Here is a 17,243-nt window from a genome sequence, read left to right as displayed (position 1 = left end):
GTGCGCAGCGGGGGTTCTTTCATGTCCGAGGACGCGCTGGGAAGTCACCCCATGCGGCCAGCGGACTACTATGCGGCCTTGGACTAGAACATGCCCAAGAAACCGTGCACAAACAGCGCGGCCAGAGCGGCACCGATAAACGGCGCGATGCCAGGAACGAGCAGACCGTACTTCCAGTTGTTGTCAGCCTTGTTCTTGATCGGCAGCACCTGATAGGCCATGCGAGGACCAAGGTCGCGTGCCTGGTTCATGGCGAAGCCGGTGATGCCACCCATGCCCATGCCAACGGCCCAAACGATCAGGCCGACGCAGATAGCGAGCATCAGAACGTTCTCGCCGGCGCGGCTAGCGGCAGCAAGGATGGCGCTGATGAACACAAAGGTGCAGATAGCCTCACAGAAGAAGTTGCGGGCATAGTTCGTGCCCTCGGTGGTGGGGTTGGTCGAGAAGATGTTGCGCTGGGCGATGGGGTCGACGACGCCCTCGGAAGCCTTGAACTCATCGGCATACATAAACCAAGCGATTACGGCGCCCACAAAGCCGCCGAGCATATCGGCAATCATGAAGGGGATGCAGCTGCTCCACGGCACCAGACCGACGATGCACTGGGCAAGCACCATAGCCGGGTTCATGCACACGGCGCCGCCAAAGACAAACAGGCAGACCGAGATGCCAAAAGACCAGGTGGTGATGGCAAACATGTGGCCGGAGCCCTGATACTTGGTGCCCTTAAGCACGGTATCGCAGTGTACGCCCACGCCAAAGATGATCATGAGGGCCGTTGCACCGAATTCGCAGAGGAGTTTGGTAAGCATAAAACATTATCTTTCTTGTCGGTTACAAACGATTCGTTTAGGCCGCGCGCTAGTGCTGAGCGACGACAACGCCCAGGCCATCGGGAATGACGGCTACCTTGGCATCGGCACCCTTCATTTCAAAGGCGAGCTTGAGCGCCTCCTCGAGGGTGTTGACCGGCGTCATATGCACATCCTTGAGCATCTGGTGATCGCACAGGTCGGTGACCATGATCACAGGGTGATGCGCCAGGATGCGGGCAAAGATCTGGCTCGTCCACTGGTCGGGCAGGGTCTCGTCCTTAGGACGGTCGATGCAGGCGCGCTCAAACTCTGCCGGATCGTTGTCGGCGATGTTGTGATAGAAGCCCTCGCCACCGTGACCATCGGCGCAACCGGCGACATCGATGATCACGCCGCCCTCGGGAAGTGTGGCCTCGGCAGCGCACATGCCCTTCACGGCCTGATAGACGTTCTGATCGAGCGGATAGCCACCGTTGGTGGTGATGGCAATCTCGCACTCGACGGGCTCAACGCCGGCAAGACTCTTCACGAACTCGCAGCCGGCCTCGTGCGCCTTGTGAATGTCGCCGGCAAAGGAGCCGATGACCTCGTGCTTGCCGTTGAGCACCACGTTGAGCACAAAGGCAAGGTGAGCCATCTCGGCAGCGGCAAACATGTCCTCGCTCACGTGGTTGTGGCACAGGTTGCCGGCGCGCGAATGGGAATCGTTCACAAACTGGCCGTTGTGGTTGTACATGATGGTCTTGTAGCTGGCGATGCCGGGCAGCACGGACTTGCGGCTGCCAGAAAAACCGGCAAAGAAGTGCGGCTCAATAAAGCCCTCGGCAAGCAGTAGATCGCAATCGGCGGCAATCTTGTTGATGATGCACTCGCCACCAGAAGGCAGGGTGCCAATCTTTTCCATCATGCTGTCGTCGGTCGCGACGTGCATGACAATTTCCTCGTTGGCAACGATCTCCTCGCCATACTTGTTGACGAGTTCCTCGTGCGTCGATGGACGATGCATACCCGTAGCAACCAGAATGCGAACGCGCGCCTCAGGCACAGCGGAGTGGATGTGATGCAGCAGAATAGGCATCGTCACACGCGAGGGAACGGGGCGCGTATGGTCGGAGCTAATGATGACAATATCCTTCTTGCCAGCGCAAAGCTCCTCGAGCGAAGGCGATCCATAAGGGTTGGCAAGCGACTCCTCTACCAGCTTTTCCTGCGATTTTGCAGTCTTAAACTCGTTTTGGTGACCTTCCATCACACCCGCGAAGTTCTTATCCTCGAGCTCCAGATGCAATGTCTTGTGGTCAAACGGCAGTTCACATTCAAACAATGACGAGCGCCCTCTTCCTTTCAACTGACACACTAGATAAACCGTTGGAAGGATACGCCGCTCACCGAAAAACGCCACCGTCCACCGAGTCGTTAACACAACGTTCATATTTGACCCACAACAAAACGGCCGCGATCCCAAGAGGGACCGCGGCCTCCTGTCAAAGAAGCTATGGGCAGGGTGGATTACGCAGCGCCGAGGCAAACATCAATCCTGTGGCATGCGCGTGTAAGCTATCTTGCATAAATAGGTCAATATACTGCATAGAATGACGCATTGGGTTTCGAACCGCAACATGGTAGCCCCCTCCGGAGCGTGCATTTTTGCGAGTATTCAGCATCGCAAGATAAGATTTTCGTGTCAAAAGTCTTTCAAAAGGTAGATCGTCCTCATGACTCGTCCCATCTGGATAACATGCGGCGAGAAACCAGCCATATATGAGCATCGCCAAGGCCCAATTGTCTTGCAAAATCATCAACAAAGGCAGCGAGGGCCGGCTATGGCCTTATGCATCGATCTTTGGCTGCTGAAAACTCCGTTTTTTGCACGTCGCCCCAGGCACCACCCTCACCCAGCGGCCTTCCGCCGAAGCTGAACATCGCAGGGCCCGCCATCAGTTTACTTTTAGGCACACTCCGCAGGACGCAAGAAGCCCTCGCCGCACTCCACGCTATGCGCGAAGCGCACCATTCTTCTCCTCGGCTTTAATTCCAGAAGACCGAGGACGAAGGGGCCCGACGGGTTTCCCTCTGAATGCATTCCGCAGCACGAAGCCCTTTCCAAACGCGCGAAGCGCGCCATTATTCCCCCAGCAGTAATCCGCCGAAGACCGGACATCGCAGGGCCCGCCATCAGTTTACTTTTAGGCACACTCCGCAGGACGCAAGAAGCCCTCGCCGCACTCCACGCCATGCGCGAAGCGCGCCATTCTTCCCCTCAGCTTTAATTCCAGAAGACCGAGGACGAAGGGGCCCGACGGGTTTCCCTCTGAATGCATTCCGCAGCACGAAGCCCCCTTATCCGCAGCTCCGAAGGAGCAGGATAAGGGGGCTTCAAGTGCGAGGACGCATTCAGAGGGAAACCCGTCGGGCCCCGGTGAGAGCCACAGGGCTATCGATTACCCCGTGTTCTGCAGACCTGCCGAGACGCCGGTCACAGTCGAAAGAATCAGGCTCATGTACTCGGCCTTCTTCTCCTCGGCCATCTCGTCCTGGTTCATACGCACCTCGCGAAGGGCGCGGACCTGGGCGATGGACAGGGCGTCGACGTAGGGGTTACGCACGCGAACGGCACAGCCGAGCACGCGACGACGCTGCAGCGGCCACTCGTCACCAACGATGGCAAGGACCCACTTGCGGGTGAGTTGCATCTCGGTAAAGACCTTCTTGGACAGATCATCGCGGTCACCCAGATGCAGATACATCTTGGCAATGCGCTGATCGGTCTTAGCAATCGACATCTCGATGTTATCGATAAAGGTGCGGAAGAACGGCCACTCCTGGTAGGCAGCCTTGAGCTGGTCAAGATCGCCCAGCTGCTCGCAGGCGGTGCCCAGGCCGTACCAAGCGGCCAGGTTAATGCGTGCCTGGCTCCAGCTGAAAATCCACGGAATGGTACGCAGGTCGTCGAGCGACTTGGCACCCAAGCCGCGCTTGGCGGGACGCGAGCCAATCGGCAGCAGACCGACCTCGGTCAGCGGCGTCACAGTCGAGAACCACGGTGCAAAGTCCTCGGTGTTCAGCAGGTCCAGATAGCGCTCGTGGCTTGCGGCGTTGAGTTTCTCGGCCATATCCCAGAACTTCTGCGTGGTCTCGGTGTTGGTCTTCTCGACGCTCGGGGCCGACTGCAAAAGCGTTGCGGCGGCAACGGACTCAACATGGCGCTGAGCCAGCGTGCGGTTGCCGTAACGGGCAAAGATGACCTCGCCCTGCTCGGTGAGCTTAAAGAAGCAGTTGACCGAACCCTTGGGCTGCGCCAGTACGGCCTTGTTGGCCGGGCCGCCACCACGGCCCACGGCGCCGCCGCGACCGTGCATGAGCACCAGGTCGATATCGTTCTTCTCGGCCCACTTGGCGATGCGCTCCTGCGCGGAGTGCAGCGCAAGCATGGCCGTGGTAGGACCGGCATCCTTGGAGGAGTCGGAGTAGCCCAGCATAACCTCCATGCGGCGGTTGGTCTGGGCAAGACGCTTCTGCACCACGGGCAGCGTAAGCATCTGGTCGAGCACGTCAACACAGCCCTCGAGGTCCTCGAGCTGCTCGAACAGCGGGATCACGTCGAGCTCGGGAACGTCCTCCTCGTGTGCGAAGGACAGGTGGGCCAGCTCAAAGACGTCGGCCACATGCTGGGCACTCTTGGTAAACGAGATGATGTAGCGGTGTGCCATCTTCTTACCGTAGCGCTTTTGGATGGAGCCGATAGCGCGGAAGGTGTCGATGACCTCGCGCGTCATGGGCTGCAGGTCGCCATGGATACCGTTTTCGTGGATATCCTTAAGGGCGCGGGCATGCACCACGGAGTGCTGACGGAACTCCATCTCGACCATATGGAAGCCGAAGGACTCGACCTGCCAGATGATGGTCTGCACCGGGCCGTAGGCGGCACGGACGGCACCGCAGGCAGCCAGCGAACGCTGGACGACGCGCAGGTCATCCAGGAACTCGTCGGCGCTGTGATACATGGTGTCGGTGATACGGCGTACGGTGGCGTTCAGACGGTCGGCCATGACGAGCATGACGGCGCGATGCGGCTCGTGCTCGGAGATAAGCTCGGCGCGGGCCGTGTAATGCGCACTCATCTCGACCTGATGGTTCCACAGGTTGATGAGCTCGGCAGACGGCTTGCTGTAGGTGGCCTCGAGCGTGAGGTTGCGGCCGATGCGGCGGCACTTGTCCTCGAGCTTGAGCACCATGTGGGTGAAGTACTTGGCGGCGACCTCACGGCTCACCTTGGCGGTGACGTTGGGGTTACCGTCGCGGTCGGAACCGATCCAGCTGCCGGGATGGAAGAACGCCGGGCACAGCGGCGGCACGGTACCGGCCTTGTCACCCAGCACCCAGTCGTCAAAGCGACGATAGATGACGGGGATGACGTCGAACAGCGTGTTATCGAAGATGTCGATGATGGTATCGGCTTCCTCGACCGGCGTGGGCTTCTTGAGCGCGATGGGGCTCGTACGCACCAGGGCGTCGATCTCCTGCAGCATATGGCGCTCGTTCTCCACCAGGTCGGAGCCGCCCAGACGCGGACGCTCCTCCAGCAGGTTAGAGATACGGCGAATCTTGCCCTCGACGGCCTTGCGACGGGCCTCGGTGGGATGCGCGGTAAAGACGGGATGGAACTCAAGCTTGCCGAGCAGCTCGTTGGCGCCCTCGACACCCATCTCATCCACCAGCTGGTGATAGGCGACGGTGAGTTCGTTGGCAGGATCGACCTCGGTATCGGTCGATGCGCCGGCCTCACGCTCGCGCAGCTGCTTCACACGGTAGTTCTCCTCCGACAGGTTTGCCAGATGGAAGAAGCTCGTAAAGGCGCGGACGATAACCTGCTGCTTATCGAGCGGTAGGCTGTCGATCAAATCGACGACCTCGCGAAACGCCACAGCAGTGGGCTCGTCGGCGGTGGGCACGCCCTGCTCGTCGACGGCCTCGTCGGCGGCACGGCTACCGGGGTTGCCGGCATTGGCCACGATCTCGGCCGACAGAATCTTGTCGAACAGGTCCGCGATCTCGGGATCATACTCGCTAAGCACACGGCGCTCCAGGCGCAGGAACAGCGCAAGGTTGTCGCGCAGCTCCTCGGGAATCTCAATCTCGGCGAGACGCTCCCTGGACTCGGCATTCGAGCCGATTCGGTTAACGAGGCGGTTGACCACGGCAGCGACGCGCGCCGCGGCTTCGGGTACAGACTGGTTGCTTAGGTTCTCAGCCACGTTTCCTCCCATTCCTCCTTCTATGCACGTAACATGCGGTATTCATTATAGGCACTTGAGAAACACTTTCGACACTGATTGCGCTTTACCACACAAAAGTATTTTCTGCATTGCAAGGCTTTTTACCCCAAATGGTCGTATTTCTCGGTGGGCGGCATATGCAAACGGGGACATTCCGCATAAAAGCGAAACACCCCCGTAACAATCGTTCGCCGCGAGCGGGACGCGTTAGCGGACCCGCAGCTCAAAATGATGCCCTACAGGCGCTCGCGAACCGCCTCGACAACGTTGGCCAGATCGACCAGTACCTCGTCATGGCTCTGCATGTCGCGCACCTTGACCTTGCCGGCTGCAAGCTCGTCGCCGCCCAAGACCAAAATGAGCTTGGCGCCCACCTTGTCGGCCTGCTTAAACTGAGCCTTGAGCGAACGACCCTGATAGTCTGCCTCGGTCACGATGCCTGCGGCGCGAAGCTTCTGCGTAATGGCAAAAACGTTCTGACGCAGTTCCTTGCCGGCGTTGGCAACGTAGACACACGGAGCCTCATCGGCACCCAGGTCGCTGCCAAAGGCCTGCAGGGCCAGCAGGGCGCGCTCAAAACCGACGGCGAAGCCGACACCGGCCGTGGGCTTGCCGCCCTCGAGCTCGACCAGGCCGTCGTAGCGGCCGCCGCCACCGATGGAGCCGACGCCGGCGCCGGGGGCCTCGACCTCAAAGACGGTACGGGTGTAGTAGTCCAGGCCGCGCACCAGGGTGGGGTCCTCGACATACTCGATGCCGGCGGCATCCAGATAGCGCTTGACCTGCTCGTAGTGCTCGCGGCACTCGTCGCACAGGTTGTCACCCATCAGCGGGGCCTCGGCCATGATCTCGCGGCAATGGTCGTTCTTGCAGTCGAAGGCGCGCAGCGGGTTGAGCTCGGCGCGCTCGCGGCACTCATCGCACATCTCGTCGGCGTGATCGAGAATGAACTGCTTGACCTGTTCGCGATAGGCCGGACGGCACTGGGCATCACCCATCGAGTTAATGAGCAGACGGAGCTTGGAAAGATCGAAGCCCAGACGCTTGTAGAACTCCATGAGCATAATGATGCACTCGGCGTCCGCAGCCGGATCGGGAGCACCGAGCCACTCGATGCCCACCTGGTGGAACTGACGCAGGCGGCCCTTCTGGGGGCGCTCGCCGCGGAACATGGCCTCGGCATAGTAGGCCTTAAACGGCGTGGAGCCCTGGGGCACCAGGTTGTTCTCCACGACGGCGCGCACCACGCCGGCAGTGCCCTCGGGACGAAGCGCCAAGCGCTGTTTGGGCTTGAGCTTGGCATCGGTGCCCTCGGTAAAGACACGCTCCAGGTTGGCGCCGCTAAACACGCGGAACATCTCCTTGCGCACGACATCGGTCGACTGGCCGATGCCGTGGACAAACACGTCCACCTGCTCGATCGCGGGCGTCTCGATGGGCTTAAAGCCAAACGGCTCGAACACGCCGGCAGCGATCCGCTGCATCTTTTGCCAGGCGCGCATCTCGGCGCCGATAAGGTCGCGGGTTCCCTCCGCCTTCTGTGCCTGCATGGGCAAACACCTTTCTTTTAGTATCGCGTCATAGGTAGTGGTCATTATACGGCACAAAAACAAAACGCGGCGACGCGTCTGACCGAACGAGGGTATGGGGGCTCGTTCAGCCAGACGTGCCGCCGCTGCAGCCGATCCGCTTTCCTCCGCCCCCCTTCGAATCACACAATCTGTTGGGGACAGAGGAAAACGGATCATTTTGTATGCCCGTGGCCGCCTTGGAAACCGAATGATGGTACGAGCATCCATTCGGCTTCCAAGGCGGCCACGGACAGAACACGGGGCGAACAGAAAAGAGCGACGGACGTCTACTCCCCCGCCACGCTCGCACGCAGCTTAGCGGCGATGGGCTCGGATGCCAGCAGGAATACGAGCATGACCACAGAACACACCAGGCACACGATCCAGGTGCTCGCAAAGGAGCCCGTGGCATCGAACAGCACGCCCGAGACAATGGCACCCACGGTGCCGCCGACCATCTCGAGCGAGGTAATGGTGCCCGTGACCTTGCCCAGATCGGCCATGCCAAACTGCTTGGACGCGGCGATAGTGGGCGTGATGGTGCCCATGCACGTTCCGACACCAAAGCTCACGGCAGCCACGATGGGACCAAGATCGGTTGCGGGGAAGCACAGGGCGACGCAGGCGATAATGCACGCAACGGATCCCAACACGTTGCCAAAACGTAGGCCAAAGCGATCGTAAATGACGCCGAGCGAAATCTTGGCGATAACGACGGTGACCATATAGGCCGAAAGCACAGTGCCCGCCCACACGGGGTCGTGACCGCCCGTGACGATCTTGGCGCCGTTGACGGTAACGCTCGTCATGTTGGTGACCTGGTTGGGCAAGATGGCACCGTTAACGAGGCCCATAAAGAGAAAGGCGACGACAAGCAGCCAAAACGCCGGGCTCTTCTTGATGCGCGACCAACCGACGTTAACCTCGGGAGCCGTGTGCTCGTCCTTGTCGCCAGCTGTCGAGACGGACGGATCGCCCGGGTTCTCGCCGAGCGGCTTAAGGCCTATCTCAGAAGGCTTGGTGCGGAAGGAATAGGCCGTGATGGGCAGCGCCGCCACCATGCAGATCGCCGCGAGCACCAGGAAGGCGGAACGCCAGCCAACGCTCACGATAAGCGAGCTCACGGTGGGAGACAGAATAGCGCCTCCAAAGCCCGAGCCCGAAAGTGCTATGGAGATCGCAAGGCCTCGCTTGGCCGTAAACCAGTTGGCGGTCACAAGGCTAATGAGCAGGCGGGTCGAGGCGACGGCAAAGCAGCCCGAGACGGCAAAGAGCACGTAGACCTGCCACAACTCACCGACAAAGCTCATCCCGGCAAGAACGGCAGAGGTGGCGATAACGGTAAGGGAACCCAAGATGCGACCGCTCACTTTGTCGGCAACATGGCCAATGACAAGCGAGCCGACAACGCTCACCACGGTTGAGATGGCGTTGGAGATGTTGTACTGAGCAAGGGAAATGCCCAAGTCGCTCACGATAAGCGGCTGAAACAGGCTCATGCAGTTAACGAAAATCGTGTAACACGTGGCCATGATGACAAAGCCGGAAGCCACGACGAGCCAACCGGGGAAGAATTTATGCTGCTGGGACATGGATTACTCCTTGTGGTCGGCGATATAGCCCAGGGCGACCGCCGCATAAGCCGCGGCGCCGAGCGGCAACGCGGCATCGCTAAAGCGTGCCTTGGGATGGTGCTGGGCAAAGTGCTCGTCCGTATCGGTCACAGCCGCACCGAGCGTAAAGTACGCGCTCGGTATCTCGCTCGAGATAAGCGCAAAGTCCTCGCTCGCCATGGCATGGAACAGAGGCAGGAAGGCGGCCTTGGGCAACGTCGCACCCACATAGCCAAGCGAAGCCTGGGTCATATCGTCATCGAGCACGAGCGGGGGAACATCCGAGAGCGTCTCGATAGTCGCCGGCGTACGATAAGTCGTGGCAACGCCTTTGACGACCTCCGCGATGCGGGTCTTGAGGTGCTCCATGAGCTCAACGTCAAAGCCGCGCAATGTTCCCTCGAGCACGCAGGTGTCGGGAATCACATTGGCCGCTTGGCCACCGGCAAACTTACCCACGGTGAGTGCGACCTCCTTGGCCGCCGGCACCTCGCGAGCGATAAGCTCCTGGAGCGCCAGGTGCACATGCACGCCTGCCGTGATGGGGTCGATGCAGATCTCGGGACTCGAACCGTGGCCGCCCTTGCCCTGCAGCGTAATGCGGAAACCGTACACGCCCGAAAGCGCCGGGCTGCCGTAGAGCACCAGGCCAAGCGGCGACTGGCTGTTGACATGCATGGCAAAAGCCGCCTGAGGACGCGGGTTCTCGAGCAAGCCGTCGGCGATGGCAGCACGTGCCCCCTCAAAGGTCTCCTCGCCCGGCTGGAACAACAGCTTGACGGTGGCATTGGCGTCGACAAGCGCGGCCTCGCGAGCCTTGAGCAGGCGCGCCGCACCAAGCAGCGCCGTCGCGTGCATATCGTGACCGCAAGCATGCATGCAGCCATTGGTAGATGCAAAGGGCTCGCCGGATTCCTCGACAACGGGCAGGGCATCCATGTCGCCGCGCAGCATAACGACCGTACCGGCCTGTTCGTCCGTGCAGACGCCATTGCCCTGGGCCGCGGCGGCACCGGCACCGACAAGGCCCACAACGCAGGAACCATCGACGAGCGTGGAAAATGGGATGTCCATCTCGTTCAGGCGCGCTTGGATATACGCAGAGGTCTGTGGGAGATCGTTACCGAGTTCGGGCATCCGATGCAGATCGTGACGCCATGCGGCAAGCTCATCGGCAAAAGCCTGAGCCTCTTTGACCAGACCGTCGCCAATGGCGGCTTGCGCCGCCGCTGAGGTCTGAAGCGCTGGTTGTGGTTGGAAATCGGACAGAGCTGGTGCCATAGATGCCCTCCAGTAAGGTTTTAGCAGCAAGCACTTTCATACTCTAAAGTGCAAGGCATAACTTTAAAGGCGACGCATAAAAAACGCCGCCCCAGAAGGACGGCGCAACAGATTGTTTACAAACGCGCTCGCGGCTTTTTACGCAAAAAGTCAAAGTGCGTCTCGCTCAAGATAATCGACAGGAAGATGAGCGCAAAGCCGGCAAGCAAACGCGAGGTGAGCACCTCCCCCATCAGCAGCACCGAGAACAGCACGCCCGATGGCGACTCCATCGAAAGCAGTAGTGAGCCCGTCGAGGCCGGGACATGCGCCAAGCCCACGTTTTGGATGAGCAAACCCACGCATGTGCAGCCTACCGAGAGAAATGCCATCACGCCAATAAAGCTCGGCGTCCACACGGATAAAGGCGCCTGGGTCTCGAACGGCAGCGAAGAGATCAGGCACAGCACACCGTTGCCCGCAAACATCCAAAACGTGATGACGTTGATGTCCATCTTGCGACCGTACTTAGCGGCCACCGCCATCTGGATAGCAAAGAAGACCGCGCCGCCCAGCGTAATAACATCGCCGGCATTGAACTCGACGCTATCAAGCGCCACCAAGCCAATGCCCGCCAGACACAGCAACGCGGCGCCCAAGTTGTAACGGGTAAGTTTTTCGCCGCTTAGGACATAGCTCGCAAACGGAACCAAGATACAGTACGTGCCCGTCAAAAACGCGCTTTTGCCTGCCGTGGTCTGCGCCAGGCCAATCGTCTGCAAACCGTAGGCACCCCACATGAGCACGCCCATGCCAAGTCCAACAATCAGATTTCGAGCGTTGAAATGGGCAACAATGCGCTTGTGGAAGACGGCAAGCATGACCAGCGACGCCGGAAGAAAGCGAATGTAGAGCAGCTCGAACACCGGAATGGTATCGAGCGCGTCCTTCATGGTGGTAAAGGAATAGCCCCAGATGACCGCTATCGAAAGCAGCAAGACCTTCCAGAACAGCGGCGAGCGCGCACCGGCACCGCGAGAGGCACCGCCGGCACCCAGGTCTTCGCGGGCTACAGGGCTATCGGGCATATTTTCGATTTCAATAACGGCATGATGGGCCATAGGGCATCCTCGCGCTCGGTCTGGGCGTGGTGTCCGCACGCGCGCGACCGCATGCCGCCTCATGGTCAAATAAAAACGGGACGCGCCGGACCCCCGGCACGCCCCGCAACTGTAGCAACAATCAAGCAGCCCACGCAATTCAGCCCACTAAAGTATCGAACACAAAAGCCTCGATGCTCCGGCAATGTCAGCGTTCACATTGTTGCGCTAGATTAGTTTTGTACTCTCCAGCTTTTCGATAATCCAGTCGTTGGCTTTGATGACCGGACGACGGAAGACCACACCCAGGGCCAGCGACGGAATCAGATAGCTCGCCAGAATACCCAGCTCAACCCAGTACTCCATATGGTAGGCGCCAGCCATGGCGGCATGCATGGCGTTGATGCCATGGGTAAACGGCAGGAACGGATAGATCGCCTGGAACACGGGGCCGGTCATCTCGATGGGGAATGTGCCGCCCGAGCCACCGACCTGCATGACCAACAGCACGACAGCGAGCGCCTTGCCGATATCGCCAAACGAAACCGTAAGCGTGTAGACGATATTGGAGAACACGAGACTCGCGATCCAGCCCGCCAACACAAACTGCAGCGGGTTGTCACACTGGATTCCAAAGAACAGGATGTCGCCGGCGCACACGAGCGTCGCCTGCAGCAAGGCCAAGCCGCCAAAGAACAAGTAGCGGCCCAAATAGATCTCGTGCAGGCGTACGGGGATGAGCTCGTTGATAAGCTCATCGTCGACCGAGACCTTCATCATGGCTGCCAGCACAATCGAACCCACCCACAGCGATAGAATCGTGTAGAACGGTGCCATGGCCGAACCGTAGTTGCGGATCGGATAGACCGGCTTGCGGTCGAGCGCAACGGGGCCGGAAAGCGACGCGGCGAGGCCCTCGGGGTCGTTGCCGATCATCGTCTTGATCGTGGCTAGATCATCAGACATAAGGGCACCGTCGAGCTCGTCCTTAAACGCGCCGATCTTGTCCGACGCCTCGCCCAGCTGATCGGAAGCCTTGTTGACCAGCTTTGCAGCCTTGGAGAGGCCCTTTGACAGCGAACCGGATGCGTCGGTCAGGCCGTCTACGGCGCTATCCAGATCGCCCGAGATACCATCGAGCGAGTCTAGAATGCCCGAGACGGTCTTCTTGAGCTCCTTGGCCTTAACCGAGAACGTGGAATCGTAATCGGATTTGGCGCCCGCGATGCCGGCCTTGGCATCGTCGATGGCCTGGTCGACCTCGGCACGCGAGTTGTTGACCTCCGTCATTCCGTCCGAAAGGGACTCTGCGGTCGCCATCAGGTCCTTCGCATTGTTGCGGTACTCCATGGCAATTCTGCCCAGCGACGTCGCAGCGGACTTGAGGCCGTCCTTCAAATTCTCATCGCTCACCTGCTCGGCAAAGTCGCGGAGCTGGTCGGCCGTGGCGTCGATATCGTCGGCACGTTTATTGAGTGACTTAGCGCCATCTTTGAGCTGAGACACCGTAAGATTGACATGCTGGTTTGCAGCGTAGAATGCGTTTGCGAGCTCGGTGGAAACCTTATCGAACGAACCCGCGCTCCCATCAATAGCGGCATCGATCGCATCGCTGGCGGACTTGAGCGCTTGCTCGGAATCGGCAATACCGCTCTCGGCATGCCGCATGAGCTGCTTCACCGACTCCTCGGTCGATCCGGACTGCTTGAGCATACCGCCCGCCGACATCAGCGAATCGGACGTGGAGCTCAAAATGCCCGCGAGCGACGTTGCGCTGGCCTGAATGTCCTGCAAGTCCTGGACCGAATCGCCAAGCGTCGAGGACAGGTTGGCGATAAAGTTGCTCACCTGGTCGGTGCTCATGTAATCGAGCAGGCTGGACACCGTCTTAAGGCCGATGGTCGTGATGGTCTTGGTAAAGGTCTCATTGACTTGGCTCTGGACGGCGCTCGAGCCCTTCTCGGTCACAATCTGGGCAATGGCGTTGGCCTTCTGGTTCTCGTAGAACTCGATATCGGCATGCTTCACGTCGTTCGAAAAGAGCGTCATCATGTCGGCGCTAAACGTTTTAGGGATAACGACGGCAGCGTAGTACGCGCCCGACTTAACGCCCTCGATCGCCTTATCGCGGTCGTTGAGGACAACCCAGTCGAAGTTCTCGTTGCCGCGCAGGGTGGCGGTTACGTTTTCGCCCACGTTGACCTCGACGGGAATCAGATCGCTCTCGTAGCCCTCGTCGGTGTTGACCACGGCAATCTTAAGATTGCCGGTGTTGCCGTACGGATCCCAGCTGCCGGCGATGTTAAACCACGCATACAGGCACGGCACGATAATGAGACCCATCACGACAATCAAGCCGATCACGGAGCGAGACACGTTTTGGACATCGCGCTTAAACAGGTGCAGGATGTTTTTCATTTATGCCTCACCTCCTTTAGAGTGCTTGCCAAGCGGGGTGGTGTCCCCGTCGTTTCCGTTTACGTTGTCAACGCCGTCGGCATCTTGAGCCTTACGATGCGCACCGATATGCGGCAGACGGCTCGTGGGCTGTTCGCTGTCCTTGGTGCCCCGCTCGCTGGCGTTGAGACCAAACATGCGACGGGCAGCAGGGATGGCAGCCGTGTGCTCGCGCATCTCGCGGCGCAGGTCCTCGTCCGAAAGCGCCGAGATGCGCAACTGGGTATTGAGGCTCGCGCGGATATATTCGATATTGATAAGCCAGCCGCAGATGGCAATAACCGAGATGATCCAAATGACAAGCAGGATGATCTTGCCGTTATTGTCGATATCGAGAACCGTCGACAGGACAAAGAGCAGGACCTGAACGCCCACCACGGCGGCAAAACCGCCCTTGATGTAGTACGGGTAGCGATGTTCAAAGGCGACCGCATGATCGAGCAGTTCGCGACGGTACGAATCAGAATCGAGCATGACACGCATGGCCGTGCGCAGCGAGTAGCGCTGGCGCGGCAGGTCGTTGGACTCGCAAATCATCATACCGGTCGTGGAAAGCTGTTTATCAAAGAGCAGGTTAAGGTTGAGCAGCAGCGGACGCAGCTGTAGGCCGATAAAGAGCGCCACGATCAAGAACACGCCCAGAATGCACAGGTTAAACAGGTAGTTGAACGAATACATGCCGCCGACCGTCTCGCGCAGCAGATTGATGCCGTAGGTAAAGGGCAGCAGCGGATGCAGCCACTGGAAGAAGCCGGGCATCATCTCGATGGGGTACATGCCCGAAGAGCCCGGAATCTGCACAATGACCAGGATGACGCCGATCGCCTTGCCGATATGCTTAAACGTGGTGGACAGCGCATAGATGATATTGACGTAGGTGAACGAAATGGCGATGCCGCCCAGCACGAACAGCAGCGGGCTGACGCACTGCACGCCAATCACCAGATCGCCTACCGTAACGATAATGGCCTGGAATGCGCCCAGGATCACCAGTAGCAGCCAGCGGCCAAAGTAGCCCTGACGCGCGGTAAAGCTGCCGATGCCTTCGCGGTCGACCTCGAGCTTGTAGATAGCGATAAGCACGTAGCCGCCCACCCAAAGCGCCAGATTGGTATAGAAGGGAGCGATGCCCGAGCCAAAGCTCTTGACCGGGAAAATTGACTTGGAAGTCAGCTCTACGGGAGATGCCATAAAGTCTGCCACGTCATTGACGTCGACACCCATCAGATCAGCCAGCTCGCCCATGGACTCGGAGGTCTGCAGCGCCGCAATGTCGTTGGCGGCGGTTGCGAGCTTGTCCTGGACCTTGGCAAGCGAGGCATCGGTCTGAGACAGCGTGGTCTTGGCCTGACCGAGCGTAGCGTTGAGTTGCGAAAGTGTACCGCGCGCACTTGCAATAGTAGGCGTGAGGCCAGACACGATTCCCGTCAGATCACCCGAGACGGCGGCAAATGAATCAAGCGCGCTCGAGGCCTTCGGCAGCGCGTTTTGACCCAGGTCCGTCTGGGCCTGGCCAAGGTTAGTCGCACCGGTCTGGATTGCGTTATTGATAGCGTCGCTGGCACCCGAGACAGCCGCGGCGTCATTCGCCATGGCGCTCGACTGCGCAGACAGACTATCCTTGATGCTCTGAAGCTTTTCATTCTGCTCGCGGAGCAAATCGATGGTCGATACAATGCGCGCGTCAATTTCCTCGGAACCTGTCGACGTGTCATTAACGAGAATTTCCAAGTGCCCGATAACGGCCTTATTGTGGTCGATCGTCGCCTGGAGAGACTCAAGCGAGTTGTCGATACGGGTGGTCGTAGATGTGACCGTGCCCGTCAGCTTGCCAATCGCAGCGTTCGCGGAGGCTGACGTCTTGGTGAGCGCAAGGCTGCCTTCCGAGAGCGCCTTGGAGAGCGAGGTGATGGAATTACCCGCCGTGGCGCGAGCCTCGCCCAGCAGGTCGTTGCCCTGGGAGATCGACTGCGTCAGCGACGGCGCCTGACCCTGTAGACCGGCAAGTGCTGCATCTGCCGAGGCAATGGAACCACTCGTCTTATCGATGGCGGCATTCATGTCGCCAATCGAACCACGCACCTCGCCCAAGGTATCGGATGCTTCGGACACCGAACTTGCCAGCGAATCCTGGGTCAGGGTTGCCTTGTCCTTTAAATCGACTCCGGCATCCTTGGCAATACCGGCAACGGTCTCGCCCGCCGTGGAGACAAATTCCGAGTTGATCTGCTCCTCGATGGTGCTTGCACCGGTGTCGGTAACCTTCGGCGCAATAGCGCTCTTCTTCTCATTGACGTAGTACGTAAGCTTGGGCTGATGGTAGTTGCCGTCGAGCATCGAAACCAGGTTATCCGAGAAGTTCTTGGGGATTACGATGGCCGCATAGTACTCACCGCTCTCGACGCCCTCTTTGGCATCGGCCGCCGAATCGACGAAGGTCCAGCCCAGCCGATCGTTCTCCTTGAGCTGATCGACGACCTTATCGCCCGCGTTGAGCTCGCCCACCAAGTCGTTTTGGGTGCCCTGATCGTTGTTGGCGATGGCAATCTTGATACCCTGGGTGTTTCCGTACGGATCCCAGTTGGCCACGATGTTGTACCAGGCATACAGCGAGGGAATAACACACACGCCGAGGGTAACCACCAGAGCGACGGGGTTCACGATCAATCGCTTGATGTCACGCTTAAATATCGCAAAGGAGACCTTTGCATCGGATAGTTTGCTGCCGAGACTCACGCTTGGACCATCCATCCTGTCGTTGAATCGAATCGTACTATCGATAACCATTGTACGAAGGCGTTTTAACGTCTCGATGCACAATGGTATTGAGTTTTGCGGGTAGCAATATACTACGAAGATGAGTTAACGTACAGTTGTACAGTATCTTAAATTTCAGCAGGTCACAAAACCACAACCCGCACAAATTAGCAACCCAACTAGTCATTGGGGACGTTCTTTAGTCATTGGGGACGCTCTTAAACGACCAGTCAAACAAGAACGTCGCAGGCGACTAGTTTGGACCACGGTAACGTCGATGTTTTGGCAATGCCAGCGAGCGGGCACCAGAGCGAACAAATTGGCATGAAAAGAGGACGGCATAGACCTTCTGGTCATGCCGTCCTCTTTGAATGACAAGTTGTCGCTCTGG

Annotated in this window: 9 protein-coding genes; all 9 read right to left on the bottom strand. The window is 59.1% G+C overall.

Features of this window, described 5'->3' with window-relative positions:
• Nucleotides 1–83 precede the first annotated feature (83 nt).
• The 9 genes from larD to ACQRC0_RS08215 all read right to left on the bottom strand — a co-directional run bounded on the left by larD (nt 84) and on the right by ACQRC0_RS08215 (nt 16,831).
• Nucleotides 84–815, bottom strand: coding sequence for a D/L-lactic acid transporter LarD (larD, locus tag ACQRC0_RS08255; protein WP_427719871.1), 732 nt, complete (start codon nt 813–815; stop codon nt 84–86).
• Nucleotides 816–864: 49 nt separating this feature from the next.
• A complete protein-coding gene (larA, locus tag ACQRC0_RS08250) occupies nt 865–2,142 on the bottom strand; it encodes a nickel-dependent lactate racemase (RefSeq protein WP_427729194.1) in 1,278 nt (425 codons plus the stop codon).
• Nucleotides 2,143–3,259: 1,117 nt separating this feature from the next.
• Complete coding sequence (locus tag ACQRC0_RS08245; protein ID WP_370450652.1) at nt 3,260–6,073, bottom strand: phosphoenolpyruvate carboxylase; 2,814 nt, start codon at nt 6,071–6,073, stop codon at nt 3,260–3,262.
• Nucleotides 6,074–6,330: 257 nt separating this feature from the next.
• The gene (hisS, locus tag ACQRC0_RS08240; protein ID WP_427729192.1) at nt 6,331–7,644 is read right to left on the bottom strand and encodes a histidine--tRNA ligase; all 1,314 of its coding nucleotides are present in this window, start codon (nt 7,642–7,644) and stop codon (nt 6,331–6,333) included.
• 308 nt (nt 7,645–7,952) lie between these two features.
• Complete coding sequence (locus ACQRC0_RS08235; protein ID WP_427729190.1) at nt 7,953–9,257, bottom strand: MFS transporter; 1,305 nt, start codon at nt 9,255–9,257, stop codon at nt 7,953–7,955.
• Nucleotides 9,258–9,260: 3 nt separating this feature from the next.
• Nucleotides 9,261–10,559 carry a M20 family metallopeptidase gene (locus ACQRC0_RS08230; RefSeq protein ID WP_427729188.1) on the bottom strand — a complete coding sequence of 433 codons (1,299 nt, stop codon included), beginning with the start codon at nt 10,557–10,559 and terminating at the stop codon, nt 9,261–9,263.
• Between the two features lie 116 nt (nt 10,560–10,675).
• A complete protein-coding gene (locus ACQRC0_RS08225) occupies nt 10,676–11,659 on the bottom strand; it encodes a DMT family transporter (RefSeq protein ID WP_427729186.1) in 984 nt (327 codons plus the stop codon).
• A gap of 207 nt (nt 11,660–11,866) precedes the next feature.
• Nucleotides 11,867–14,056, bottom strand: a complete 2,190-nt coding sequence (locus ACQRC0_RS08220) for a YhgE/Pip family protein (protein ID WP_427729184.1) — start codon at nt 14,054–14,056, stop codon at nt 11,867–11,869.
• Entirely contained in the window at nt 14,057–16,831 is a 2,775-nt protein-coding gene (locus ACQRC0_RS08215) for a YhgE/Pip family protein (protein WP_427729182.1), read from the bottom strand.
• Between the last annotated feature and the right edge of the window lie 412 nt (nt 16,832–17,243).

Origin of the sequence: Collinsella sp. SGI.033, assembly GCF_050315135.1 — a bacterium.
In the GTDB taxonomy this organism is placed as follows: Bacteria; Actinomycetota; Coriobacteriia; order Coriobacteriales; family Coriobacteriaceae; genus Collinsella.
The sequence above is the reverse complement of the archived record's forward strand: the minus strand, read 5'-3'. Positions and strand labels throughout refer to the sequence as shown.

Coding starts and splice junctions, on each gene's coding strand:
- larD (WP_427719871.1), bottom strand. CDS start 815: ATGCTTACCAAACTCCTCTGCGAATTCGGTGCAACGGCCCTCATGATC.
- hisS (WP_427729192.1), bottom strand. CDS start 7,644: ATGCAGGCACAGAAGGCGGAGGGAACCCGCGACCTTATCGGCGCCGAG.
- ACQRC0_RS08235 (WP_427729190.1), bottom strand. CDS start 9,257: ATGTCCCAGCAGCATAAATTCTTCCCCGGTTGGCTCGTCGTGGCTTCC.
- ACQRC0_RS08230 (WP_427729188.1), bottom strand. CDS start 10,559: ATGGCACCAGCTCTGTCCGATTTCCAACCACAACCAGCGCTTCAGACC.
- ACQRC0_RS08225 (WP_427729186.1), bottom strand. CDS start 11,659: ATGGCCCATCATGCCGTTATTGAAATCGAAAATATGCCCGATAGCCCT.
- ACQRC0_RS08220 (WP_427729184.1), bottom strand. CDS start 14,056: ATGAAAAACATCCTGCACCTGTTTAAGCGCGATGTCCAAAACGTGTCT.